We start from the raw sequence: 22,196 nt of genomic DNA on the forward strand, positions 1-22,196 counted from the left end.
CGCGTAGCGTTGTCCAGCGCGAGCGCAGATCCGGGACCCATAACCACCGCAGGTCGTTTGAGCCGAGATCAGGGCCGCCATCTTGCTTCAACAATATCCGCTGGTGGTAATGGGTCCTGGCTTTCGCCAGGACGACGGCGGATAGATAGCTGACCCCGGCCGAATTACAAAATGAACCGGCTGAGATCGGCGTTCTTGGCGAGGTCGCCGACGTGCTTCTGCACGAAATCGGCATCGACCCGGATGGTCTCGCCGTCGCGGTCGGGGGCGGTGAAGGAGATCTCGTCCAGCACCCGCTCCATCACCGTCTGCAGCCGCCGCGCGCCGATGTTCTCGACGGTGGAGTTGACGGCGACCGCGACGTCGGCGAGCGCGTCGATGGCGCTGTCGGTGATGTCGAGCGTGACGCCCTCGGTCTGCATCAAGGCGACATATTGCTTGATCAGCGAGGCCTCGGGCTCGGTCAGGATGCGGCGCATGTCGTCGCGGGTCAGCGCCTGCAATTCGACGCGGATCGGCAGGCGGCCCTGCAATTCCGGCAACAGGTCCGACGGCTTGGCGACGTGGAAGGCACCCGAGGCGATGAACAGGATGTGGTCGGTCTTCACCGCGCCGTGCTTGGTCGAGACCGTGGTGCCCTCGATCAGCGGCAGCAGGTCGCGCTGCACGCCCTCGCGCGAGACGTCGCCGCCGACGCGGCCGTCGCGGGCGCAGATCTTGTCGATCTCGTCCAGGAACACGATGCCGTTGTTCTCGACCGCACTGATCGCCTCCAGCGTGAGCTGCTCGGAGTCCAGCAGCTTGTCGGATTCCTCGTTGACGAGGATCTCGTGCGAGCTTTCCACCGTCAGCCGTCGCGTCTTGCTGCGGCCGCCCAGCTTGCCGAAGATGTCGCCGATCGAGATCGCGCCCATCTGCGCGCCCGGCATGCCCGGGATCTCGAACATCGGCATGCCGCCGCCGGACGACTGCGTCTCGATTTCGATTTCCTTGTCGTTCAGTTCGCCCGCACGCAGCTTCTTGCGGAAGGATTCCCGCGTCGCCGCGCTGGAATTGGCGCCGACCAGCGCGTCGAGCACGCGCTCCTCGGCGGCGAGCTGGGCGCGCGCCTGCACGTCCTTGCGTTTGCGCTCGCGCACCTGGGCGATCGCGACCTCGACGAGATCGCGCACGATCTGCTCGACGTCGCGGCCGACATACCCGACCTCGGTGAATTTCGTCGCCTCGACCTTCAGGAACGGCGCATTGGCGAGTTTTGCCAATCGCCGCGCGATTTCCGTCTTGCCGACGCCGGTCGGCCCGATCATCAGGATGTTCTTCGGCAGCACCTCCTCGCGCAAGGAGCCTTCGAGCTGCTGCCGGCGCCAGCGATTGCGCAGCGCGATCGAGACGGCGCGCTTGGCATCGGCCTGGCCGACGATGAAACGGTCGAGTTCGGAAACGATTTCGCGGGGAGAGAAGTCTGTCATGGGACCTTAGCTAGGGTCAGATGCGGGCCGGGACAAGTCGCTTTTTCGGCGGTCAGATGATCGGCGGCCCCGATTGCCATTGCTTCACGGCCTCGATCGGATGGATCAGCATCAAGATATTCAGCGTCAGATTGTCGCGAATATGGAGCGCCAGCAGGATCTCGAAGGCGAGCCCGAGCAGGACGGTCACCGTGACAGGCAGCACGCGCGCGGCAAGGAACCCCAGCGCCATGAACAGCGTGTCCGACACCGAATTGACGATGCTGTCGCCAAAATAGTCGAGCGAGATCGTGCCGGCGCGGTAGCGCTCGATGATGAATGGCGAGTTCTCGACGATCTCCCAGGCGCCTTCGATCAGCATGGCGACGATCAGCCGTGCCGGCCACGACAGAGGCAGCAACGGCAGGCGCGCGAACAGCAGAAAGGTCAATCCGTAGAACAGGAAGCCGTGCAGCACGTGCGAGAAGCTGTACCAGTCGGCGATGTGCTGGGAGTTTTCCGAGCTGTTCACCACGCCGTGCCACAGCTTGACGTAGCCGCAGGTGCAGATCGGCACCCGCCCCATCGCGAACAGGATCGAGGCCTGCAGCGCCAGCAGCAGCAGCGCGATGCCGACCCAGGCGAATGCTGGCACCGCGGCTTTGCTTTCGTGCGCGCTGGCCAGCGTCATGGCTCGCGCACCATCAACAGTGCCGGCCCGTCCGGCGTCTCGACCATGCGGTCGCGGACGAAGCCCGCCTTCTCGTAGGCGCGCAGGGCGCGCAGATTGAGCGGGTCAGGATCGGTGACGACGCGTGGCAGGCCTTGCCGCAGCTCTGCGTCGACGAATTGGCGGATGAAGGCCGAGCCGTGGCCGCGCGCGATCATGTCGCTTTCGCCGATGAACTGATCGATCCCACGCGTGCCCTCCGGTTGTGGCCCGAAGCCCGTATTCCAGGCGGTCAGGCGGTAGCACTGAAGATAGCCGAACGGCTTGTCGCCGGCCAACACGATGAACTGGTCCATCGCCGGCTCGTCGAGGTCGCCGCTGACCAGCGCAAACTGTTCGTCCGGATCGCCCCACCATTCCCGCACATGCGCCTCGCCCAGCCATCGCCGGATCAGCGGCAGGTCAGCCGCGGTCATCGGGCGGAAGGTGTAGGCGGGCGTCATGGCCTAGCCGGTCGCCAGGCTTTCGATGGTCACATTGCGGTTGGTGTAGACGCAGATGTCGGCGGCGATGTCGAGGGAGCGGCGGACGATGGTCTCGGCGTCCTTGTCGGTGTCGAGCAGGGCCCGCGCGGCCGCCAGTGCATAGTTACCGCCGGAGCCGATCGCCATCACGCCGGCCTCGGGCTCGAGCACGTCGCCGGTGCCTGTCAGCACCAGGGAGACGTCCTTGTCGGCCACGATCATCATGGCCTCCAGCCGCCGCAGGTAACGATCGGTGCGCCAGTCCTTGGCGAGCTCGACCGCGGCCCGGGTCAATTGTCCCGGATATTGCTCGAGTTTGGCTTCCAACCGCTCAAAGAGCGTGAAGGCGTCGGCGGTTGCGCCGGCAAAGCCGCCGATGACGTCGCCCCTGCCGAGCTTGCGAACCTTCTTGGCATTGGATTTGATCACGGTCTGGCCGATCGAGACCTGGCCGTCGCCGCCGACCACCACCTTGCCGCCCTTGCGGACTGTCAAGATCGTGGTGCCGTGCCAGCCCGGCGAGCTGTTCTGGGAATCCTGCATGAAGTACCTCATTGTCCGGCCTGATTTAGGCGGTCGGGAGCGAGGGCACAACGGGCCGCTCCGGGCCCAATTTCGCTCACCATAGGCAGAAGTAGAGGCCCGGCCAGCCGTTCCCGCAGTAGCGAAGGCGTCATGGGGCTGTTAAAAGACCCCCGTTTTCGGCCCCCGAGCATGATCCGGAAAAGTGGGCACCGGTTTTCCGACAAAGATCATGCTCAAATGAAGCGAAAGCTAGTTTTGATGCGCACCGCGACGATCAAGCGCAAGACCAAGGAAACCGACATCGAGGTCACCGTGAACCTCGATGGCACCGGCGTGTCCAATATCGCGACCGGCATCGGCTTTTTCGACCATATGCTCGATCTCCTCGCCCGCCATTCCCGCATCGACCTCACGGTCAAGGCGGTCGGCGACCTGCACATTGATCATCACCATACCACCGAAGACACCGGCATCGCGCTCGGCCAGGCGGTCAAGCAGGCGCTCGGCACCATGGCGGGCATCACCCGCTATGCCGGCGTGCACATGCCCATGGACGAGACGCTGTCGCGCGTCGTGATCGACATCTCGGGCCGCCCGGTCCTGGTGTTCAAGGTCGACTTCCCCCGCGACAAGATCGGCGAGTTCGACACCGAGCTGGTGCGCGAGTGGTTCCAGGCCTTCGCCATGAACGCCGGCGTGACTCTCCACGTCGAGACCCTATATGGCGATAACAGCCATCATATCGCCGAGTCCTGCTTCAAGGGTCTGGCGCGGGCGCTGCGGGCGGCGGTTGCGATCGATCCGAAGGCTGCGGGCGAAATCCCGTCCACCAAGGGCTCGCTCGGCGGCTGACATCTCCGTCTCGGTGGCAAACGCTGCCGGCGGCATCACTGAATTCTTGAGAACGGGGCATCACCATGCCTGTCTACACAGTTCATGCTCCCTTCCCTGCCGGAGCCGATCTGCGCGCGACCGACAAGTTCGTCTTCGTGCGCGACGGCTTCCATTACTGGGCGATGGTTTTCGGCCCGTTCTGGCTGCTGTGGAACCGGCTGTGGCTGGTGCTGATCGGCTGGCTGGTCTTCGTCGCCGCGTTCCATGCCGGACTGTCCAGCCTCGGCATCGGACGCGGCGCGATCCTCTTCTCCGATATCATCGTTGCGCTGCTGATGGGTTTTGAGGCCTCCAGCCTGCGCCGCTGGACGCTGTCGCGCGGCAAATGGCGGCTGCTCGATATCGTCGTCGGCGACGACGAGGACACCGCCGAGCGCCGCTTCTTCGAGCGCTGGAGCCAGAAGCAGCACGGCATCGTCAACGATCAATGGGCCGTCGATCGCGGCGGCCCGCCGCCGACCCGCAACACGCCGGGCCAGCAATTTTCGAACCCGCCGCCGCTTCCGGCCGGCGGCATCATTGGATTGTTTCCAGAACCGGGAGGGTCAAGATGAGCGTCGCCATCATCGATTACGGTTCCGGGAATCTGCATTCCGCCGCGAAAGCCTTCGAGCGCGCGGCGCGCAGTCTCGAAAATCCGCAAAAGGTCTTCGTCACCAGCGATCCCGACCAGGCCTACGGCGCCGACCGTCTGGTGCTGCCGGGCGTCGGCGCCTTCGCCGATTGCCGGCGCGGCCTGGACGCCGTCAACGGCATGGTCGAGGCGATCACCGAAGCGGTGCGCGTCAAGGCGCGGCCGATGTTCGGCATCTGCGTCGGCATGCAGCTGTTCGCCACCCGCGGCAAGGAGCATGTCATCACGCAGGGCCTGAACTGGATTGGCGGCGACGTCGAGAAGATCACGCCGCGCGACGAGAGCCTGAAGATCCCGCACATGGGCTGGAACACGCTCGACGTGCTGCGCGAGCATCCGGTGCTGAACAAGCTGCCGCTCGGCCCCAAGGGCCAGCACGCCTATTTCGTGCACTCCTACCACCTCAACGCCGCCAATGAGGCGGACGTGCTCGCGCGTGCCGATTACGGCGGGCCTGTCACCGCGATCGTCGCCAAGGACACCGCGATCGGCACACAATTCCACCCCGAGAAGAGCCAGCGCTTTGGTCTCGCCCTGATCTCGAACTTTTTGCGATGGAAGCCGTGATTCTCTTTCCCGCTGTTGATCTCAAGAACGGCCAATGCGTGCGCCTCGAGCAAGGCGACATGGCGCGCGCGACCGTGTTCAACCTCAATCCCGCGGCGCAGGCGCAGAGCTTTGCCGAGCAGGGCTTTGAGTATCTCCACGTCGTCGACCTCGACGGTGCCTTTGCCGGCAAGCCGGTGAATGCGCAGGCCGTCGAGGCGATGCTGAAGACGATCAAGATCCCGGTGCAGCTCGGCGGCGGCATTCGCGACCTCGCCACCGTCGAAGCCTGGCTCGAAAAGGGCATCACCCGCGTCATCATCGGCACCGCCGCGGTGCGCGATCCTGAACTGGTGAAAGCTGCAGCCAGGAAATTCCCCGGCCGCGTCGCGGTCGGGTTGGACGCCCGCGACGGCAAGGTCGCGGTCGAAGGCTGGGCCGAGACCTCGCAGGTGACGGTGCTGGAGATCGCGCAGCGCTTCGAGGATGCCGGCGTCGCCGCCATCATCTTCACCGACATCGCGCGCGACGGCCTGCTCAAGGGCCTGAACCTGGATGCGACCATTGCGCTGGCCGACGCCATCTCGATCCCCGTGATCGCCTCCGGCGGTCTCGCCTCGATCGAGGATGTCAAGGCGATGCTGACGCCGCGCGCATCGAGGCTCGCCGGCGCGATCGCCGGCCGCGCACTTTACGATGGCCGGCTCGACCCCGCTTCCGCCCTCACCCTGATCCGCAACGCGCGCGCCTAGGAGCCGACACATGTTCAAGGTGCGCGTGATCCCCTGCCTCGACGTCAAGGATGGCCGCGTCGTCAAGGGCGTCAATTTCGTCGATCTGCGCGATGCCGGTGATCCCGTCGAAGCCGCGATCGCCTATGACGCCGCCGGCGCCGACGAGCTCACGTTCCTCGACATCACCGCGACCCATGAGAACCGCGGCATCATGCTCGACGTGGTCCGGCGCACGGCGGAGGCCTGCTTCATGCCTGTGACCGTCGGCGGCGGCGTGCGCGAGGTTGACGATATCAAGACGTTACTGCGCGCCGGCGCGGACAAGGTCTCGATCAACAGCGCCGCGGTGTCGCGGCGCGAGTTCGTCAAGGAAGCCGCCGAAAAATTCGGCGAGCAGTGCGTGGTGGTCGCGATCGACGCCAAGCGGGTCAAGCGCCCGGGCGGCGACCGCTGGGAGATCTTCACCCATGGCGGCCGCAATTCGACCGGCATCGACGCCGTCGAATATGCCCAGGAAGTGGTCTCGCTCGGCGCCGGTGAAATCCTGCTGACCTCGATGGACCGCGACGGCACGAGGCAGGGGTTCGACATCCCGCTGACCCGGGCGATCGCCGACAGCATTCCCGTTCCCGTGATCGCCTCGGGCGGCGTCGGCAATCTTGACCACCTCGTCGACGGTATCCGCGACGGGCACGCCACGGCGGTGCTGGCGGCCTCGATCTTCCATTTCGGGGAATTCACCATCCGCGAGGCCAAGGAGCACATGGCCCGGCGCGGCCTGCCCATGCGCCTGGATGCCTGACGACTCCCGCTCCTGAAAATGCTACACAGGCCGGCGGGAATGGCCGCCGTGGCAAGTGTGCTGCCAAGTGTGTTTTTCGAGTAATTCCGATGCCGCGTTTCACGATCCACGATCTGGCCGAGACCATCGACGCCCGCGCGGCGGCCGGCGGCGAGGGTTCCTATACCCGCAAGCTTCTGGACAAGGGCGCCGAGCATTGCGCCAAGAAGTTCGGTGAGGAAGCAGTCGAAACCGTAATCGCAGCAGTCGAAAACGATCGCGCGCATCTGATCGCCGAGGGCGCCGATCTGCTCTATCATTTCCTTGTGCTCTTGAAGGCACGCGGCATAAAGCTGGAAGAGGTCGAGGCTGCGCTTGGCAAGCGAACCTCGATGTCAGGGTTGGAAGAAAAAGCTTCGCGTAAAGAGTGAGTAAGTCGCAACGGAAAGGCGGCGTCATGGATATCCGCGCACCCGAGCAGCAGTATAATCCGTACCGCGTCTATACGCGCGAGCAATGGGCGCGGTTGCGCGACGACACGCCGATGACGCTGGAGCCGGGCGAGTTCGACCGGCTGCGCTCGCTGCACGATCGCCTCGACTTGCAGGAGGTCGAGGACATCTATCTGCCGCTGTCGCGCCTGTTGTCGATCTATGTCGATGCGATGCAGCGCCTGTATTACGCGGAGCGCCAGTTCCTCAACATCCGCGACCGCAAGATGCCCTACATCATTGGCGTCGCCGGTTCGGTCGCGGTCGGAAAATCCACCACCGCCCGCGTGCTCCAGGCGCTGCTGGCGCGCTGGTCGCCGCGCCCGAAGGTGGACCTGATCACGACCGACGGTTTTCTGTACCCGAATGCCGTGCTCGACCGGCAGGGTATCATGCAGAAGAAGGGTTTTCCGGAGAGCTACGACCTGCCGCTGCTGCTCGGCTTCCTCTCCGACATCAAGGCCGGCCGCCGCCACGTCCGCGCGCCGGTCTATTCGCATCTGACCTACGACATCGTGCCGAACCAGTGGGTGGAGATCGACCAGCCCGACATTTTGATCGTCGAGGGCGTCAACGTGCTGCAAACCGGCAAGCTGCCGCGCGACGGCAAGGCGGTGCCCGTCGTCTCCGACTTCTTCGATTTCTCGGTCTACATCGATGCCGACGAAGCGGCGCTGCGGCGCTGGTACATCAAGCGCTTCCTGGCGCTGCGCGACACCGCGTTCACCAATCCCAAATCCTACTTCAACCGCTATGCGCTGTTGTCCGACGAGGAAGCCACCGCCACCGCGATCGCGATCTGGGAGCGCACCAACCTCGCCAATCTCGAGGACAACATCCTGCCGACCCGCCCCCGCGCGACGCTGATCCTGAAGAAGGGCCCCGACCACGTGGTCGAGAGCGTGGCGCTGCGGCGGTTGTAGTTGCGCCCGCGGAAGGCAGGCTTTGCTCTAACGTCACTTGCCGGCCTTGGCGATCCAATCCGCAGACTTGATGCGTCCCGCAAAGGTGGCAGGGCCGGAGTCGCTGGCCCGGTAAACGAAAGCTTCGCCTTCCTGGACGTCGCCGGCGTCCTTGCCAAAGGCATCGGCGATGTTCGTCTTGTGGGTGATCAGGAAGACGTTGGTACCCGCCTTCGGAGGCGCATCGACGAGCTGACGCACGGCCTGTCCGGCCTTTGCATTTGTACCGGTCGGGTTTGCCATTCCCGACGCGCTGGCGTTGCTGCTGTCCGTCAACGCATCGACCGGCTTGACCTCGCGGCCGGAGATCAGCTTGCCGGCCTCGATCGCGCGGTTCAGCCGGCTGGTGTAGACATCGCCGATCGGGATCGCGAGCTCCTTGATCGCTGTCCCGATCTGGCGCGCCGTATCCCTGCCCTTTTCACTGAGCTGACGTTGGGCGCTCATGTCGTCGAACTTGAAGGGATAGACGTCCTTTTGGCTGTCATCGGTGGCGGTGTGCCGAAAGACCACGACGTAGCCGCCTTGCTTGAGCGATGAGATCAGCTCCGGCGTATCGCCTGCGGCGGATCCGGAGAGTCCAGCGAAAAGGACAACGACTGCGAGGCGGCAAAGCAAGTTCATGCTCGAAATCCTCCATCGCAAATGCCCCCCGAGGATGGTGACGCGCAACGCGGTCGATTTCAATTATCGATTGTGGCCGAGATGAGGTTCCCGTGAAATTCTTGATCAGACCGCCAGATGCCGTGACGCGGCCAGTCCCGCCAGCGCTTCGTCCAGCTTCTCGCGGTCGAGCGGCTTGATCAAAAACCCGTTCATGCCGGCCTCGAAGCAGGCGTAGCGATCCTCCACCAGCGTGTTGGCGGTGAGTGCGAGGATCGGCGTGTGACGACCGCCGGTGGCGGCCTCATGGGCGCGGATGCGTTTTGTCGCTTCGATGCCGTCGAGCTGCGGCATCTGGATGTCCATCAGCACGAGATCATAGGGCGTGCCGGCCGAGCTGGCAGCGAGCCAGGATTCCAGCGCGGCCTCGCCATGGACGGCGATGACGACGCGGTGGCCGAGCTTTGTCAGCAGCGAGCGCATCAACAGCGCGTTGATCTCGTTGTCCTCGGCGACGAGGACCGAGAGCCCCTTTGCCGGAGCCGCGCTTGTGGATTCGACCGGGGGCTCCGGCGCAAGCTCGGGCGATGCGACCTCCGGGGTCAGCGCGAGGCGTGCGGCGAGCGAGGCCGCGCGCAGCGGCTTCACCAGAAAGCCGGTGAAGGCCGTCGACAGCTTTTCATGGCGCGAGCTCGACGTCAGCAGCACCAGCCGTTGCGGGGCATGGGCGCGGGCCACGTCGCCCAGCCGGTCGGCAATTGCAGGGCCGATCGCGCGATCGACCAGCACCGCCTGCCACGAGCGTTCCGGCAGCAGCGCTTCTGCCACGGCGGCGTCAGTCACGAGGCAGGTCTGGCCGCCCCAGCGCTCCAGGCGCCGTGCGATCAGCGAAGCCTCGATGCCCTCGGCAATCAGCAGGATCGACTTGCCCGTGAGGTTGGGACTCGGGAACGCGGTCTGCCCCGCGCCTCCTTGCGATGGCGCGAGCGGCACCGCGACCTCGAAGGTCGAGCCCCTGCCCGGTTCGCTCGTGAGTGTGATCCGGCCGCCCATGCGCTTGACGATGCGTTCGCTGATGGCAAGGCCGAGCCCGGTGCCGCCATAGGTGCGGGCGACGCGCTCGTCGGCCTGCTCGAACTCGCGGAAGATGCGTTGCTGCGCTTCGGTTGCGATGCCGATGCCGGTGTCGCGGACGAGGAAGCTGATCTCGTTCGGCCAGATGCCGGGCTCGACGATCAGGGCCACGCCGCCGCTCGCGGTGAACTTGATGGCGTTGCCGGCGAGGTTGAGCAGCACCTGGCGCAGCCGCGCGGCGTCGCCGACCACCTCGAGCGGCAGGCGCTCGTCGACATAGGCGGCGATCTCGAGCGTCTTCGCCTGCGCGCGCGGCGCGAGCAGCTCGGTGATCTCCTCGATCAGGGTCGAGAGCGCGAAGGGGCGTTGCTCGAGGTCGAGCTTGCCGGCCTCGATCTTGGAATAATCGAGCATCTCCTCGATCAGCGCCATCAGCGCTTCGCCCGAGGTTTTCACGGCCTTCGCGTAGGTCGCCTGCTCCGGCGTCAGCGTGGTGTCGAGCAAGAGGCCGCCCATGCCGATGATGCCGTTGAGCGGAGTGCGGATCTCGTGCGAGGCCATCGCGAGGAAGCGCGACTTGGCGCGGTTGGCGGCATCGGCCTGGTCGCGGGCGTCGGACAGCGCGCGCTCGGTCTCGGTGCGGTCGGTGACGTCGCGCCCCACACTCTGCAACTCGGCCGGCTGGCCGGCATCGAGGCGGACATAACCCTCGCGCCAGGCGATCCAGCGCGCGCCGAGCGGGGTTGCGATCTTCTGATCGTGAACGCGCGTGCCGTTGCTTTCGCGGGCATTGTCGCCCTGCTCCAGTACGTCGAAATCAAAGCGCGTGCCGACCAGTGCGCCGCGCGCCTGCCCTGCGAGTGCGCAATAGGCGTCGTTGGCGAAGGTGATGCGGCCGTTTGTGTCGCGCAGCACGATCAGGTCGCCCTGCTGTTCGAACAGGCTGCGGGCGCGCTCCTCAGCTTCCTTCAGCTCCCAATTGCGGTCGATCAGCGCCTCGTTATGGGCGGCGAGCTTGCGCAGCCGCTTGTTGACGAAGCGCAGCCGCATGCTCATCGTCGCCAGGCCAAGGCAGGCGAGGGCGAACAGGAAGCTCGCGCCGATCGCAAAGGCATTGGGATCGTAGCCGGAATTCTCGGCGCGGCTGCCGGAGACGAAGCCATAGGCGCCGCCGAACGTCGCCGAGAAGATCATGAAGGAGCGGATCGCGAAGGCGATTCTCGGATGCTGCCGCCTGAAGCGGCGCATGCGCACCTTGATCCGGAACGTCCGACCCATCGCCACCAATCCCGACTCTTGTCTTGAAACCCCGTGCTCGCCACGTGCGACGATGTCCCGCCGACCTTGCGAACAGCTTGAGGCCTTGGCGCCGCCTCCAAACAGGGTTGACGAGGTGTTAACGGCTCAGAGCATGATCCGGAAAAGTGTGCAGCGGTTTTCCGGAAAGATCATGCTCCAACACCAACCTGAAGCGTGATGATCATCGCGCTTCAGAGCGAGGCGGCCTGGAACGGGCGGTGACCGTCGTGGGCGCCGACGATCAGCGCCGCCGCCTCGCGCTGCGAGAACGTCTTCGAGCGCACATAGATGCGGTAATCGGCCGGCCCATCGGTGGAGAGATAGATCACCGGCCCGCCGTCGACCGGCTGCGCGGCAATCGTGATGAGCCGGGTCTGCGGATTGGCCTGGCAGGAATCCGGCTCGGAGCCGAGACCGTCGTCCACCACCGCGAAGTCCGCACCGTCCGCATCGTCGGTGATCTGAACCCTGACCGTGGCCCGCGTCGGATCGTCGGTGAAGGCGACATGGACGCCGGCGGTCCAGAACAGCGATGTCAGCTCGACGGAGGTGTCGCCCAGGGCGATGCAGGGATGCGAGACCGATCCGATCTCGCTGCGGGCAAACACCGCAGCCGCCAACAGGGGAACGACCGAGGCCAGGATCTTGAAACGCAACATGACACTCTACTCGCCAAGCCGTACGGGAACTTGTGGGCCTTATGGTTTGCAGAGCGTAAAGGAAACTCGTTACCGCCGGGTTGATGCGCGGAATGATCACGCCATCTGGCGCACATCCTCTGCGAGTGCGCGATAGGACAGCGCTTCGGCGAGATGCAGCCGGCCGATCCTGTCGGCGCCGTCGAGATCGGCGAGCGTGCGCGCCACCCGCAGCACCCGGTGATAGCCGCGCGCCGACAGCCGCATGGTCTCGGCGGCGTCGCGCAGCAGCTTGGCGCCTTGCGCATCCGGCTTGGCGATCTCTTCCAGCACCGAGGCCGGCGCCTCGGCATTGGTGCGGACCCGCGGCAGGCCGATCGCCGCGTAACGCGCAAGCTGGATGTCGCGCGCCGCCGCCACGCGCGCGGCGACCTCGGCTGATCCCTCCGCCGGCGGCGGCAGGATCAGGTCGGCTGCGGTCACCGCCGGAACCTCGATGCGCAGGTCGATGCGGTCCATCAAGGGCCCCGAGATGCGGGCCTGGTAGTCGCCGGTGCAGCGATCGATGCGGCCGCGCTTGCAGGCATAGCCGGGCTCGAACGCGTTGCCGCAACGGCAGGGATTCATCGCCGCGACCAGCATGAAGCGGGCAGGGTAGGTGACGCGATGATTGGCGCGGGACACCGAGACCTCGCCGTTTTCCAGCGGCTGGCGCAGCGAATCCAGAACGCGCGGATCGAACTCCGGCAATTCGTCGAGGAACAGCACGCCCTGGTGCGCCAGCGAGATTTCGCCGGGCTTGGCACGCATGCCGCCGCCGGTGAGCGCGGCCATGCTGGCGGAATGATGCGGCGAGCGGAACGGGCGCCGCGACGTCAGCGCACCGCCTTCGATCTCGCCGGCAACGGAGGCGATCATCGAGACCTCGAGCAGCTCGCCCGGCGAGGGCCGCGACAGCACCTGCGTGCCCTTGAAGTGGTTGGCGATCTGGATCAGCGATTGTGCGGCGATGATCTGGATGTCCGGGCTCGCCCAGGCCGCCTCGGAGCCGCAGGCGGTCGGACAGATCAGGCCTTCCTCGCGCACATTGGCGCCGATCGCGGCGGGAAGAACGCCGGCCACCGGCGCGATCGAGCCGTCGAGGCCGAGCTCGCCGAGCACGGTGAAGCCGGTCAGCGCATCCGGCGGAATCGCGCCGATCGCCGCCATCAGCCCGAGCGCGATCGGCAGGTCGTAATGGCTGCCTTCCTTGGGCAGATCGGCGGGGGCCAGATTGACGATGATCCGCCGCGCCGGCAGCGCCAGGCCTGATGCGATCAGCGCCGAGCGGACCCGCTCCCGCGCCTCCGATACCGCCTTGTCCGGCAGGCCGACGATGGCAAAGGCCGGCAGGCCCGGCGCGACCTGCACCTGCACGTCGACCGCGCGGGCCTCGATCCCCTCAAAGGCGACGGTAGAAACCCGTTGAACCATGCCGAACCAGCCTGCCCTCGTGCACAATCGAGGGTAGCAGAGCCGGCCAACCTTCGCAAGAACAATACGGGAACATATCTGGCGCCGCCCAAGCCCTAACCAATCGTAAGCGAGACGCGGACACTACGTCTCGAATGCGAGCGGCTGTCCTCAGCACATTCCAACGAATGTCCGCTACTCTTGGGGCTGCGGGATGAGCCGTGATCTAATGGGGTGAAGAATTCCAATGCTTGCAAATCGCCGGAGAAGCGAACGTCGGGTATGCAGCCGGCTGGCCAAGATCCATTTTGGCGCGGGCTCGCTGCCGCGGGATTGCACAATCACGGATATTTCGGATGGCGGCGTGAAAGTCGTGGCGGAATTCCTGGAAGTGCCGCCGCAATTCACCATCATCTTCGCACCCGACTATTCCCGCCAGTGCCGGCTGCGCTGGCGCATCGGCTGCGAATTCGGTGCCGAGTTCACCGATTAGGCTGCGGGGCTGACTTCCTTAACGGGAATTTAGCGTTAATCGGTAAGCATATCTGATCAGTCGCCGAGTGATCAGAGTATGCCCAAGCGTTTGTCCCGTGCCTCTCGCCCGGCGAGATATCTGTTTTCCGCGCTTCTGGTCATTGCCCTCGGCGGCTGTCAGACCACTGGCATCGAGGACATCACCGGCGCGCTCGGCGGCAAGTCGGACGCCGCAAGCAAGGCCGACGCCAGGCCGGACATGGACGCATTGCGCGAGCGTTTTCGCGCCAGGCCCAGCGATCCCAACATCGCGCTCGAATACGGCAAGGCGCTGCGCGAGACCGGCCAGCGCGCCCAGGCGGTCGCGGTGCTCGAGCAGGCCGTGCTCGGCCATCCCAGCAACAAGGCGCTGCTCGCCGGCTACGGCCGCGCGCTCGCCGACAACGGCAATTTCCAGCAGGCTTTCGACGTGCTGGGCCGCGCGCATTCGCCCGAGGATCCGGACTGGCGCATCCTGTCGGCGCAGGGTGCCGCGCTCGACCAGCTCGGCCGCAACGAGGAGGCGCAGCAATATTACGCCGCGGCGCTGAAGATCGTGCCCGACGAGCCGACCGTGCTGTCCAATCTCGGCCTGTCCTATATGCTGCAAAACAATTTGTCGAAGGCCGAACAGGTGCTCGGCCGCGCTTATCAGCGCAATCAGAACGATGCGCGGGTCCGCGCCAATCTCGCGCTCGTGCTGGGATTGCAGAGCCGCGAGGCCGAGGCTGAAATCCTCGTGAAGGCAGATTTGCCGCCGGACCAGGCCGCGGCCAAGGTCGCGGCACTGCGCCAGGTGCTGGCCAAGAAACAGCAAAGGGCGGACAAATAGTCCGCCCTCTTCCCGGCCTTTGCGAGTTCAGCTCCTTACGACGCCTTGCGATGCGGGGCCGATGCGCGGCCCGATCGGCCCTTCAGCCTCTTCAGGAGCGGTGCGAGCAGCGAGCGCTTCGGCTTCTTCACCTCGCCGCGCCCGGCGAGGCGGTTCGCCATGTTCTGGAACAGCTCGGTGGTGCGGTGGCTCTTGGAGACCTCCGCGATCATCTGGCCGTTGTTGGCCGCGGTGGAGAACAGTTTCGAATCGAACGGGATCACCGCGATCGGCTGGCTCTCCATGGTCTTGACGAACGACTTGACGTCGATCTCCGCGCGCTTGTGCATGCCGACCTGGTTGATGCAGTACAGCGGCGGCCGGTCGTTCGGCCGCGCCGCCTTCAGCACGGTCAGCATGTTCTTGGTGTTGCGCAAGTTCGCGAGATCGGGCTCGGCCACGATCACGATGTCGTCGGCGTTGATCAGCGCGCGCCGCGTCCAGCCCGACCATTGATGGGGGACGTCGAGCACGATGCAGGGCGTGGTCATGCGCAGCGTGTCGAACACCGCGTCGAAGGCCTCCGCGCCGAAATCGTAGACCCGGTCGAGGGTGGCAGGTGCGGCCAGAAGGCTGAGGCGCTCGGTGCATTTGGCGAGCAGGCGCTCCATCAGCGCCGTATCGGGCCGGTCCTGCGACAGCACCGCGTTGGCGATGCCCTGCACCGGGTCCTGGTTGTAGTCGAGGCTCGCGGTGCCGAAGGCGAGGTCGAGATCGATCACGACGGAATCGAGCGCGAGGTCGCGGGCGATGGTCCAGGCCACATTGTGCGCGACGGTGGACGCGCCGACGCCGCCCTTGGCGCCGACCACCGCGATGACACGGCCGGTGATGATGGCTTCGGACGCCGAGAACAGGCTGCAGATCGAACGGACCACGTCGAGCGTTTCGACCGGTCCCACCACATAGTCGTTGACGCCGCGGCGCACCAGCTCGCGATAGGGCGCGGTGTCGTTGGGGTTGCCGATCACGACCACGCGGGTGCCGGGATCGCAGACGCCGGCGAGATCGTCCAGGCCCTCCAGGATGTCGCGCGTGCCGTCGGATTCGATCACGATCACGTTCGGCGTCGGCATCGATTCATAGACTTCGATCGCCGCGGCGAGGCCGCCTTCCTTGGCGGTGACATGCGCCTTGGCGAGCCGGCGATCCTGCCCGGCCGCGGTCACTGCGGCGAGCGTCTGGTCGGTCTCGCAAAAGGCTTGCACGGAAATGCGAGGAACCGGCGCAATATGCTCCTCGGGGTGCCGCGGATGATCCGCTTCTTCGTCGTTGACGCTCGTCATCTGCCTGTATCGCTGAGCTTGGCCTTGTCGGCCTCGGGGTTGGGAGTCGCGACCGGCGTGCCCTTGCGATAGCGTTCGAAGGCCATGTCGCGACGTGCGGTATAGACCGGCGTTTCGGCACGCGGCTGCTCGAGGTCGGCGGGATTGTCGATCATCGCCGCGAGATTGCGCTGGCTGGCGCAGCCCAGATTGAAGTACGGGTGGTTCTCGTTGTAGCCGGGGTCGAGGATGGACGGACCGATGTCTTCGGGCCACAGCCCGCAGGGGCCGGCGACCGCGGCGATGCGGGAATAGCCGAGGCGGATGGTGGGTAGCAGTCCGGGATCCTCGGGCCGATAGGGATGCTGGACGATGGCACGCGAGGGCACGCCGGCGGATGCGAGCACGGAACGGATTTCCCGATAGGTCGCCGCGGCGGCACGCGAATTCGCGGCGTCGATCGGCACGTCGACGACGACGGACCCGGTGCCTTCGCGCACCCAGTCCCGGGCGATGCCCGCGACGTCGGACTGCTGTGCGGCCGAGAGGCCGCCTCGCGCCTTGCCGACGAAAATCACGATCGACTTCTTGGCTTCCTGCACCGCGATCGGATGGCGCTGGCGGTAATCGGTCGGCACCGTCTGGGTGACGATCTCGCCCGTGGTGTTGCACGCACCCAGCATGACGGAGAGCCCCGTCAGCGCCAGCGCGACGCTTAAGCCGCGACGTCGATCGGTCATGGTCTTCGTCATCGCTTGATCCCCTCTTGCCCCGATCCTTGCCCCGTTCCCCAAGCCGTCCCTCGGTCTCAGTCGATGATGAAGCCGAAATCGCCGCGGGCGCCGTCGATCGGATCGACGCGGCGCGCGATGCCATAGAGGCGGTTCATGCGGCCGAGCAGCGCCGTCTGCGCATCCGAGGCCGGCGCGAAGCCGTCGTCGGGCCGCGACAATTCCTTCTGGGCGACCGCGCGCACCACATAGGGCGTCACGATCACCATCAGCTCGGTCTCGTTGTTGACGAAGTCCTGGCTGCGGAACAGCGCGCCGATGATCGGCACCTGGTCGACGCCCGGCAGGCCGTTGATCGCCTGCTTGGTCTGCTGCTGGATCAGGCCGGCCATCGCCATCGAGCCGCCTGAGGGAATCTCGAGCGTGGTCTCGGCGCGGCGGGTCTGGATCGAGGGGATGGTGATCGAGCTGGTCTGGCCCGCGGACACCGCCTGCGTCACGGAGATGGCGTTCTGATTGGACAGCTCCGAGACTTCGGTCATCACGCGCAGGCTGATACGTCCCTCGCTGAGCACGACCGGCGTGAAGTTCAGGGAGATGCCGAACTTCTTGTAGGTGATCTGGGTGGTACAGACGTGGGTGACCGGATCGCAGGAATAGCCCGCAGGGATCGGGAATTCGCCGCCGGCGATGAAAGTGGCGGACTCGCCGGAGATCGCCGTCAGGCTCGGCTCGGCCAGCGTCCGCATCACGCCGGCGCTTTCCATCGCGCGCATCGTGGCGTTGACGGTGGCCACGCCTTTTGCCAGTCCGGTAAGGCCGAGCCCGTTGCTGGTTACGAGCGGGCCGCCAGAGACCGAGAACGGGTTGGAATTGTTGAAGTTCACGACCGCGGTGCCGGCATTCAGGCTGGCGCTGAGATCGACGCCCAATTGCTTGACGATGTCGCGGCGCACTTCGCCGACGACGACCTTGAGCATCACCTGGTCGCGGCCGCGCACGACGATGTTGTTGACCACCTTGTCGGAGCCGCCGACCAGCTTGGCGGCGACGTCGCCGGCCTGCTGCGCCTCGACCGGGCTCGACACCGAGCCGGTCAGCATCACGCTGTCGCCGACGCCTTCGATCTGCACGCCCGGCAGCGACTGGCGCAGCGCGGCACGCATGCCGTTGAGGTCGCGCTTCACGGCGATGTCGTAGGCGGCGACCTGCTGGCCGTCAGCGGTGAAGAACACGACGTTGGTCTGGCCGACCTGGCCGCCGATGATATAGGCGCGCTGGGCCGAGCGGATCACCGCGTTGGCGATCTTGGGATCGGCCACCAGCACGTCCTTGACCTCGCGGGGCAGGTCGATGACGACCGACTTGCCGACGCCGAGCGACAGGAAACGCGTCTTCGCCGGCGCGATCGTCCCGACCGACGCCACGCCGAGATCCGGCGCCTGCATCGGCGCCTGGTCGCCGACCGGCGTTTCGGCGGCGCCGACGAGGCTGGGCGCTGCGAGCAGCCCCAGCATCAACATCGCCCCCGTCCAGAACGTGCGTGCGCGATTCCCCCGAATGCGCAAGCCCGCCCGATCATCCCCGTAGTTCATTATGTCCCCATCACTTCTGTGACGTCAGTTGTCGCACCTGGACGCCGTAGCGGATCACGTTGACTCCGCCGGAACGCTTGATCGCCAAATCCTCGGCCGTGAGCTCGGTTGCGTTGGCATCGACGATGCTCCGCAGCGCAAGCTGGAGCGTGCCGCCCTGGCGCGCCGCGGCGAGCGTTGCGACCTGGTCCGGCTTGAGCTCGAGCGTGACGGTCTTGCCGAGCACGGCGTTCTGGCCGTCCTTTTCCTTCGGCGCCTGGTCGATCGCGAGCACGCGGACATTGCTCAGGATGACCTCGGACAGGATGAGGTCGTTGCCCGCGGTCGTGCTGTTGGCGTCGGGATTCTTCAGGCGGCGGGTCAGGACGATGTCGACGCGGTCGTTCGGCAGGATGAAGCCGCCGGCGCCGGTCTCGGCTGAAATCTCGGTGGAAACGGCGCGCATGCCCGACGGCAGAATCGCGGCCATGAAGCCGGAGCCTTCGGCCCTCACCAGCTTCTGCTCGCGGATCGGCTCGCCCTGCATCAACGGCACGCGCGCGATCGAGCCGGCGATCTGGGTCTGCGCCTCGGGCCTGCTGTCGCGGCGGATGAAAGCGCTGCTCGCGGTGGTCGACGGCCAGGTCTGCCATTGCAGGTCCTCGGCCTTCACGGCCTGGCCGAGCTGGATGTCGTTCTTCGCGACGAGAACCTCGACCGTCGGCAGCTTCTCGGCGACGGGAAGGGCGGGCGCGGGCCTGTTGTCATAACCGCTCGCCAGATACGCAGCGACGCCGCCGGCGCCCAGCGCGATGACGAGAACGACAATGCGTGCGGTATTCATACGCCTCTACTCTTACGCGGGGTACTCGAACCGCACGTGGCGGGTTCCCCTGTGTCGATGAGTAGGGAGTAAAAGTATAAGGGGTGTTGCGAGGTCGAATGCGATGAGCGGCCACGGCCCGAGTTCTGGGCAGATGGTGAACGGCGCGTTATTCGGTTGGCCAGCGGCCACCGTAGATTCACGCAGTGCCGGACGTTCGTTCGAACGATGCGCGCGGCGTCATGGTGAACGGGTGGTTAGTGGCTCGCAGGGCGCCGCGCCGCCATGCCAATAAGACGAAGCAATGCGCCACATCATCGGTGTCGTCCGGGCCTAGTGCGCAATTGCGCACGGGGGGCCGGGACCCATACCGCGTGATCTTTCGATTGTAGAAGACAGAAGTACCGACGACGAGTCTTCGCCAAACCACTCCCTGGGGTTATGGGTCCCGGCCTTCGCCGGGACGACCTTGGGGAGGGATCACGGACCATACGAGCGCGGTCGTTGTAAGCACTACTTCGCCCGCTTCTGCTCGATCGTGTCCCAGACCTTTGCCGCGACGTCCGGGCCACCGAGACGCGCAATCGCGCGGATGCCCGTTGGCGATGTCACGTTGATCTCGGTGAGGTTGCCGTTGATGACGTCGATGCCGACGAACAGCAGGCCACGCTCGCGCAGCGCCGGGCCGACGGTGGCGCAGATCTCGCGCTCGCGCGGGGTGAGCTCGGTCTCCTGCGCCGCGCCGCCGCGCACCATGTTGGAGCGGAGGTCGTCCGCCGCCGGCACGCGGTTCACGGCGCCGGCGAACTCGCCGTTGACCAGGATGATGCGCTTGTCGCCGTGCTTCACCTCGGGGATGAACTGCTGAATCACCCAGGCTTCCTTGAACGTCACCGAGAACATGTCGAACAGCGAGCCGAAATTCATGTCCTGCGGCATCACGCGGAACACCGCCGCGCCGCCATGGCCGTGCAGCGGCTTCATCACGACGGCGCCGTGCCTGTCCCGGAATGCGTTGATCTCATCCAAGTCGCGCGAGATCAGCGTCGGCGGCATCAGCTGCGGAAAGTTCATCACGAACAGCTTTTCCGGCGCATTGCGTACCGAGGCCGGATCGTTGACGACCAGCGTCTTCGGATGGATGCGCTCCAGGAAATGCGTCGAGGTGATGTAGGCGAGGTCGAACGGCGGGTCCTGGCGCAGCAGCACCACGTCGAAGCCGTTGAGCGCCTCGCGCTTCGGCTCCCCGAGGGTGAAATGATCGCCCGGCTCGTCGCGCACGGTCAGCAGTTGCACCGGCGCGACCAGCTCGTCGCCGACCATCGAGAGCTTGTCGGGCGTGTAGTAGGACAGGCCGTGGCCGCGCTTCTGCGCCTCCAGAAGCAACGCAAAGGTGGAATCGCCCTTGATGTTGATGCGGGCGATGGGGTCCATCTGGACGGCGACGTTCAGTTTCATGGTCTGCCTTTCAGGTCGAGGCGTCGAATGCTGCCAACACATGGCGCGGAAGTGACCGCGGCGCAATCAGCATGGCGTCGAATCGCAATTCGAATTCGGCATGCTCGGGATGCGCGACGAGCCAGCCTTGCGCGGCGTCGATGATGCGCTGCTGCTGGCGCGGCGTCACGGCAAAGGCGGCATCGTCCAGGCTCGCGCGGGCCTTGACCTCGACGAAGGCGATCAGGTTGCGGCGGCGCGCCACGATGTCGATCTCGCCATGCGGGGTGCGATAGCGCTTGGCGAGGATGCGATAGCCCTTGGCCATGAGATAGGCGGCGGCACGGCTCTCGGCCGAGATGCCGGTGCGGAACGCGGCAACGCGTTCGGGCGAGGCGACTTTCGGTTCCGCTCCGCCCTCAGTCTTCGCCATCGCCGCCCCGCAAATCTTTTGCGAGCTCGAGTGCGCGGGCATAGACCGCGCGCCGCGGCCGGCCGGACAGCTCGACGGCATGGGCCACGGCGTCCTTGACGCTGTGGGTGGCCAGCTGCGCGCGCAGGAGATCGTCGAGCGCATCCGATGTCAGCATCTCGGCGTCCGCCGCAGGCGGTGCGATCACCAGCACGAACTCGCCGCGCGTCTCCAGCGCATCCGCCTCGCGTGCCAGCTCGTTCAGCGTCGCGCGCGAAATCTCCTCGTGCAGCTTCGTCAGCTCGCGGCAGATCGCGGCCTCGCGCGCCCCCATGATCTCGGCGAGCTCGGCGAGCGTGTCCTGCACGCGGTTGCCGGATTCGAACATCACCAGCGTCGCATCGATGCGGGCAAGCTCGGCAAGGCGCGACCTGCGCGCGGCGGATTTTGCCGGCAGGAAGCCCTCGAAGAAGAAGCGGTCGGTCGGCAGCGCCGCGACCGACAACGCCGCCAGCACCGAGGACGGGCCGGGCAGCGCGTAGACCGCATGGCCGGCGGCGCAGACCTCGCGCACCAGCTTGAAGCCGGGATCGGAGATCAGCGGCGTGCCGGCGTCCGACACCAGCGCGACCGAGCCGCCTTGCGAAAGTCGCTCCAGGATCTTCGGGCGCGCGGCCTCGGCATTGTGCTCGTGATAGGGCTTGAGCTGCGCGGAAATGTCGTAGCGCTCGGTCAGGCGCCGCGTGATGCGGGTGTCCTCGCAGGCGATGACGTCGACCCCGGCGAGCGTCTGAAGCCCGCGCAGCGTGATGTCGCCGAGATTGCCGATCGGGGTTGCGACCAGATAGAGGCCCGCGGCCGCTTTCGGCGCCACGAGACGATGGGCATCGATGGAGAAGCCGCGCGGTGCGGCGTCTGTGCCTTCAGGCGTATTTATCGGGGCCGGCTTTGCGCGCATAATGAAACGAACTTAGGCATGATCCACGGGGCTGGGAACCGGTCCTCCGAAAAAGATCGTGCCGGGGCAAGAGGGCAAGCGAGGGGCGAGGCAGGAACTGAAGAGGACGGGAATGTGATCCATCCGGGATCACATTCGTGAGGGGATCAAGCACCAGCGCCATATTCGCGGCGGAAACGCCGCCTTGATGCTGGGTCACGAACGGCGGACAGCTAACCAGGAATTGATGTGCGGCTGCGTTAAGCGCTCATTATCCTTTTGTTTTGGTTAACTATTTGCCGACAATATGCCTGAATCCGCGGCTTCTGTCGCGGCAAGTTTGTTGTGACCGGCCGGC

The 22,196-nt window shown here is 65.8% G+C and carries 24 protein-coding genes; 9 read left to right on the forward strand and 15 right to left on the reverse strand.

Annotated elements, in window-relative coordinates; genetic code table 11:
- Window positions 1-164 precede the first annotated feature (164 nt).
- Genes hslU through hslV form a run of 4 tightly spaced genes read right to left on the reverse strand, consistent with a single transcriptional unit; the run spans window position 165 to window position 3,185 of the window.
- Window positions 165-1,469, reverse strand: coding sequence for an ATP-dependent protease ATPase subunit HslU (gene hslU / locus E4K65_RS39200; RefSeq protein WP_135178648.1), 1,305 nt, complete (start codon window positions 1,467-1,469; stop codon window positions 165-167).
- A 52-nt stretch (window positions 1,470-1,521) separates the two neighbouring features.
- Window positions 1,522-2,139: a DUF2585 domain-containing protein gene (locus E4K65_RS39205; protein WP_135178649.1), complete on the reverse strand. Its 618-nt coding sequence runs from the start codon at window positions 2,137-2,139 to the stop codon at window positions 1,522-1,524.
- Window positions 2,136-2,621, reverse strand: a complete 486-nt coding sequence (locus E4K65_RS39210) for a GNAT family N-acetyltransferase (protein WP_135178650.1) — start codon at window positions 2,619-2,621, stop codon at window positions 2,136-2,138. The genes E4K65_RS39205 and E4K65_RS39210 overlap by 4 nt, the downstream gene beginning before the upstream one ends.
- A gap of 3 nt (window positions 2,622-2,624) precedes the next feature.
- A complete protein-coding gene (hslV, locus tag E4K65_RS39215) occupies window positions 2,625-3,185 on the reverse strand; it encodes an ATP-dependent protease subunit HslV (RefSeq protein ID WP_027543778.1) in 561 nt (186 codons plus the stop codon).
- A gap of 240 nt (window positions 3,186-3,425) precedes the next feature.
- On the opposite strand from hslV, the gene hisB reads away from it, so the two are divergent.
- The 7 genes from hisB (at window position 3,426) to coaA (ending at window position 8,170) form a co-directional block, all read left to right on the forward strand.
- Window positions 3,426-4,019, forward strand: a complete 594-nt coding sequence (hisB, locus tag E4K65_RS39220) for an imidazoleglycerol-phosphate dehydratase HisB (protein WP_027543777.1) — start codon at window positions 3,426-3,428, stop codon at window positions 4,017-4,019.
- Between the two features lie 65 nt (window positions 4,020-4,084).
- A complete protein-coding gene (locus E4K65_RS39225; protein ID WP_135178651.1) occupies window positions 4,085-4,615 on the forward strand; it encodes a DUF2628 domain-containing protein in 531 nt (176 codons plus the stop codon).
- Complete coding sequence (hisH, locus tag E4K65_RS39230) at window positions 4,612-5,262, forward strand: imidazole glycerol phosphate synthase subunit HisH (protein WP_135178652.1); 651 nt, start codon at window positions 4,612-4,614, stop codon at window positions 5,260-5,262. The genes E4K65_RS39225 and hisH overlap by 4 nt, the downstream gene beginning before the upstream one ends.
- Entirely contained in the window at window positions 5,259-5,993 is a 735-nt protein-coding gene (gene hisA, locus E4K65_RS39235) for a 1-(5-phosphoribosyl)-5-[(5-phosphoribosylamino)methylideneamino]imidazole-4-carboxamide isomerase (RefSeq protein WP_135178653.1), read from the forward strand. Before hisH ends, hisA begins: the two co-directional genes overlap by 4 nt.
- A 10-nt stretch (window positions 5,994-6,003) precedes the next feature.
- A complete protein-coding gene (gene hisF, locus E4K65_RS39240) occupies window positions 6,004-6,777 on the forward strand; it encodes an imidazole glycerol phosphate synthase subunit HisF (RefSeq protein ID WP_135178654.1) in 774 nt (257 codons plus the stop codon).
- An 89-nt stretch (window positions 6,778-6,866) separates the two neighbouring features.
- Window positions 6,867-7,187 carry a phosphoribosyl-ATP diphosphatase gene (locus E4K65_RS39245; RefSeq protein ID WP_011083482.1) on the forward strand — a complete coding sequence of 107 codons (321 nt, stop codon included), beginning with the start codon at window positions 6,867-6,869 and terminating at the stop codon, window positions 7,185-7,187.
- 26 nt (window positions 7,188-7,213) lie between these two features.
- Window positions 7,214-8,170: a type I pantothenate kinase gene (coaA, locus tag E4K65_RS39250; RefSeq protein WP_027543772.1), complete on the forward strand. Its 957-nt coding sequence runs from the start codon at window positions 7,214-7,216 to the stop codon at window positions 8,168-8,170.
- Window positions 8,171-8,203: 33 nt separating this feature from the next.
- Here the strand turns inward: coaA and E4K65_RS39255 are convergent, their stop codons facing one another.
- The 4 genes from E4K65_RS39255 to E4K65_RS39270 form a co-directional block, all read right to left on the reverse strand.
- Window positions 8,204-8,833: a histidine phosphatase family protein gene (locus tag E4K65_RS39255; RefSeq protein WP_167771514.1), complete on the reverse strand. Its 630-nt coding sequence runs from the start codon at window positions 8,831-8,833 to the stop codon at window positions 8,204-8,206.
- Window positions 8,834-8,938: 105 nt separating this feature from the next.
- Window positions 8,939-11,164 (reverse strand): ATP-binding protein, encoded by a 2,226-nt coding sequence (locus E4K65_RS39260; RefSeq protein ID WP_167771515.1) that lies wholly within the window; start codon window positions 11,162-11,164, stop codon window positions 8,939-8,941.
- A 212-nt stretch (window positions 11,165-11,376) separates the two neighbouring features.
- Window positions 11,377-11,844: a hypothetical protein gene (locus E4K65_RS39265; RefSeq protein WP_092189199.1), complete on the reverse strand. Its 468-nt coding sequence runs from the start codon at window positions 11,842-11,844 to the stop codon at window positions 11,377-11,379.
- Between the two features lie 96 nt (window positions 11,845-11,940).
- Window positions 11,941-13,296 (reverse strand): YifB family Mg chelatase-like AAA ATPase, encoded by a 1,356-nt coding sequence (locus E4K65_RS39270; protein WP_135178656.1) that lies wholly within the window; start codon window positions 13,294-13,296, stop codon window positions 11,941-11,943.
- 226 nt (window positions 13,297-13,522) lie between these two features.
- On the opposite strand from E4K65_RS39270, the gene E4K65_RS39275 reads away from it, so the two are divergent.
- Together E4K65_RS39275 and E4K65_RS39280 are read left to right on the forward strand one after the other, a co-directional pair.
- Window positions 13,523-13,768, forward strand: a complete 246-nt coding sequence (locus tag E4K65_RS39275) for a PilZ domain-containing protein (RefSeq protein WP_011083489.1) — start codon at window positions 13,523-13,525, stop codon at window positions 13,766-13,768.
- A 78-nt stretch (window positions 13,769-13,846) separates the two neighbouring features.
- Window positions 13,847-14,620, forward strand: a complete 774-nt coding sequence (locus E4K65_RS39280) for a tetratricopeptide repeat protein (RefSeq protein WP_135178657.1) — start codon at window positions 13,847-13,849, stop codon at window positions 14,618-14,620.
- A 35-nt stretch (window positions 14,621-14,655) separates the two neighbouring features.
- Here E4K65_RS39280 and E4K65_RS39285 read toward each other — a convergent pair whose 3' ends face one another.
- The 7 genes from E4K65_RS39285 to rsmI form a co-directional block, all read right to left on the reverse strand.
- Complete coding sequence (locus E4K65_RS39285) at window positions 14,656-15,945, reverse strand: CpaE/TadZ family protein (RefSeq protein WP_135178658.1); 1,290 nt, start codon at window positions 15,943-15,945, stop codon at window positions 14,656-14,658.
- Window positions 15,942-16,676 carry a CpaD family pilus assembly protein gene (locus tag E4K65_RS39290; protein ID WP_135178659.1) on the reverse strand — a complete coding sequence of 245 codons (735 nt, stop codon included), beginning with the start codon at window positions 16,674-16,676 and terminating at the stop codon, window positions 15,942-15,944. Before E4K65_RS39290 ends, E4K65_RS39285 begins: the two co-directional genes overlap by 4 nt.
- A gap of 56 nt (window positions 16,677-16,732) precedes the next feature.
- Window positions 16,733-18,250: a type II and III secretion system protein family protein gene (locus E4K65_RS39295; RefSeq protein WP_135178660.1), complete on the reverse strand. Its 1,518-nt coding sequence runs from the start codon at window positions 18,248-18,250 to the stop codon at window positions 16,733-16,735.
- A 10-nt stretch (window positions 18,251-18,260) separates the two neighbouring features.
- On the reverse strand, window positions 18,261-19,073 hold the full coding sequence (gene cpaB, locus E4K65_RS39300) for a Flp pilus assembly protein CpaB (protein ID WP_135178661.1): 813 nt from the start codon (window positions 19,071-19,073) through the stop codon (window positions 18,261-18,263).
- 492 nt (window positions 19,074-19,565) lie between these two features.
- The gene (gene gshB, locus E4K65_RS39305; protein ID WP_135178662.1) at window positions 19,566-20,510 is read right to left on the reverse strand and encodes a glutathione synthase; all 945 of its coding nucleotides are present in this window, start codon (window positions 20,508-20,510) and stop codon (window positions 19,566-19,568) included.
- 10 nt (window positions 20,511-20,520) lie between these two features.
- Window positions 20,521-20,922 (reverse strand): YraN family protein, encoded by a 402-nt coding sequence (locus E4K65_RS39310; protein ID WP_027543763.1) that lies wholly within the window; start codon window positions 20,920-20,922, stop codon window positions 20,521-20,523.
- On the reverse strand, window positions 20,909-21,859 hold the full coding sequence (rsmI, locus tag E4K65_RS39315) for a 16S rRNA (cytidine(1402)-2'-O)-methyltransferase (RefSeq protein ID WP_135178663.1): 951 nt from the start codon (window positions 21,857-21,859) through the stop codon (window positions 20,909-20,911). The genes E4K65_RS39310 and rsmI overlap by 14 nt, the downstream gene beginning before the upstream one ends.
- Between the last annotated feature and the right edge of the window lie 337 nt (window positions 21,860-22,196).

It is taken from the genome of Bradyrhizobium niftali (assembly GCF_004571025.1).
In the GTDB taxonomy this organism is placed as follows: domain Bacteria; phylum Pseudomonadota; class Alphaproteobacteria; order Rhizobiales; family Xanthobacteraceae; genus Bradyrhizobium; species Bradyrhizobium niftali.

What these genes read in the sequence shown, in the direction of transcription:
- E4K65_RS39260 (WP_167771515.1), bottom strand. Translation starts at nt 11,164, where the DNA reads ATGGGTCGGACGTTCCGGATCAAGGTGCGCATGCGCCGCTTCAGGCGG.
- hisF (WP_135178654.1), top strand. Translation starts at nt 6,004, where the DNA reads ATGTTCAAGGTGCGCGTGATCCCCTGCCTCGACGTCAAGGATGGCCGC.
- E4K65_RS39245 (WP_011083482.1), top strand. Translation starts at nt 6,867, where the DNA reads ATGCCGCGTTTCACGATCCACGATCTGGCCGAGACCATCGACGCCCGC.
- E4K65_RS39285 (WP_135178658.1), bottom strand. Translation starts at nt 15,945, where the DNA reads ATGACGAGCGTCAACGACGAAGAAGCGGATCATCCGCGGCACCCCGAG.
- E4K65_RS39255 (WP_167771514.1), bottom strand. Translation starts at nt 8,833, where the DNA reads ATGAACTTGCTTTGCCGCCTCGCAGTCGTTGTCCTTTTCGCTGGACTC.
- E4K65_RS39275 (WP_011083489.1), top strand. Translation starts at nt 13,523, where the DNA reads ATGCTTGCAAATCGCCGGAGAAGCGAACGTCGGGTATGCAGCCGGCTG.
- hslU (WP_135178648.1), bottom strand. Translation starts at nt 1,469, where the DNA reads ATGACAGACTTCTCTCCCCGCGAAATCGTTTCCGAACTCGACCGTTTC.
- E4K65_RS39210 (WP_135178650.1), bottom strand. Translation starts at nt 2,621, where the DNA reads ATGACGCCCGCCTACACCTTCCGCCCGATGACCGCGGCTGACCTGCCG.
- E4K65_RS39265 (WP_092189199.1), bottom strand. Translation starts at nt 11,844, where the DNA reads ATGTTGCGTTTCAAGATCCTGGCCTCGGTCGTTCCCCTGTTGGCGGCT.
- hisH (WP_135178652.1), top strand. Translation starts at nt 4,612, where the DNA reads ATGAGCGTCGCCATCATCGATTACGGTTCCGGGAATCTGCATTCCGCC.
- gshB (WP_135178662.1), bottom strand. Translation starts at nt 20,510, where the DNA reads ATGAAACTGAACGTCGCCGTCCAGATGGACCCCATCGCCCGCATCAAC.
- E4K65_RS39295 (WP_135178660.1), bottom strand. Translation starts at nt 18,250, where the DNA reads ATGAACTACGGGGATGATCGGGCGGGCTTGCGCATTCGGGGGAATCGC.
- E4K65_RS39270 (WP_135178656.1), bottom strand. Translation starts at nt 13,296, where the DNA reads ATGGTTCAACGGGTTTCTACCGTCGCCTTTGAGGGGATCGAGGCCCGC.
- hisB (WP_027543777.1), top strand. Translation starts at nt 3,426, where the DNA reads ATGCGCACCGCGACGATCAAGCGCAAGACCAAGGAAACCGACATCGAG.
- E4K65_RS39310 (WP_027543763.1), bottom strand. Translation starts at nt 20,922, where the DNA reads ATGGCGAAGACTGAGGGCGGAGCGGAACCGAAAGTCGCCTCGCCCGAA.
- E4K65_RS39290 (WP_135178659.1), bottom strand. Translation starts at nt 16,676, where the DNA reads ATGACGAAGACCATGACCGATCGACGTCGCGGCTTAAGCGTCGCGCTG.
- rsmI (WP_135178663.1), bottom strand. Translation starts at nt 21,859, where the DNA reads ATGCGCGCAAAGCCGGCCCCGATAAATACGCCTGAAGGCACAGACGCC.
- E4K65_RS39205 (WP_135178649.1), bottom strand. Translation starts at nt 2,139, where the DNA reads ATGACGCTGGCCAGCGCGCACGAAAGCAAAGCCGCGGTGCCAGCATTC.
- coaA (WP_027543772.1), top strand. Translation starts at nt 7,214, where the DNA reads ATGGATATCCGCGCACCCGAGCAGCAGTATAATCCGTACCGCGTCTAT.
- E4K65_RS39280 (WP_135178657.1), top strand. Translation starts at nt 13,847, where the DNA reads ATGCCCAAGCGTTTGTCCCGTGCCTCTCGCCCGGCGAGATATCTGTTT.
- cpaB (WP_135178661.1), bottom strand. Translation starts at nt 19,073, where the DNA reads ATGAATACCGCACGCATTGTCGTTCTCGTCATCGCGCTGGGCGCCGGC.
- E4K65_RS39225 (WP_135178651.1), top strand. Translation starts at nt 4,085, where the DNA reads ATGCCTGTCTACACAGTTCATGCTCCCTTCCCTGCCGGAGCCGATCTG.
- hslV (WP_027543778.1), bottom strand. Translation starts at nt 3,185, where the DNA reads ATGCAGGATTCCCAGAACAGCTCGCCGGGCTGGCACGGCACCACGATC.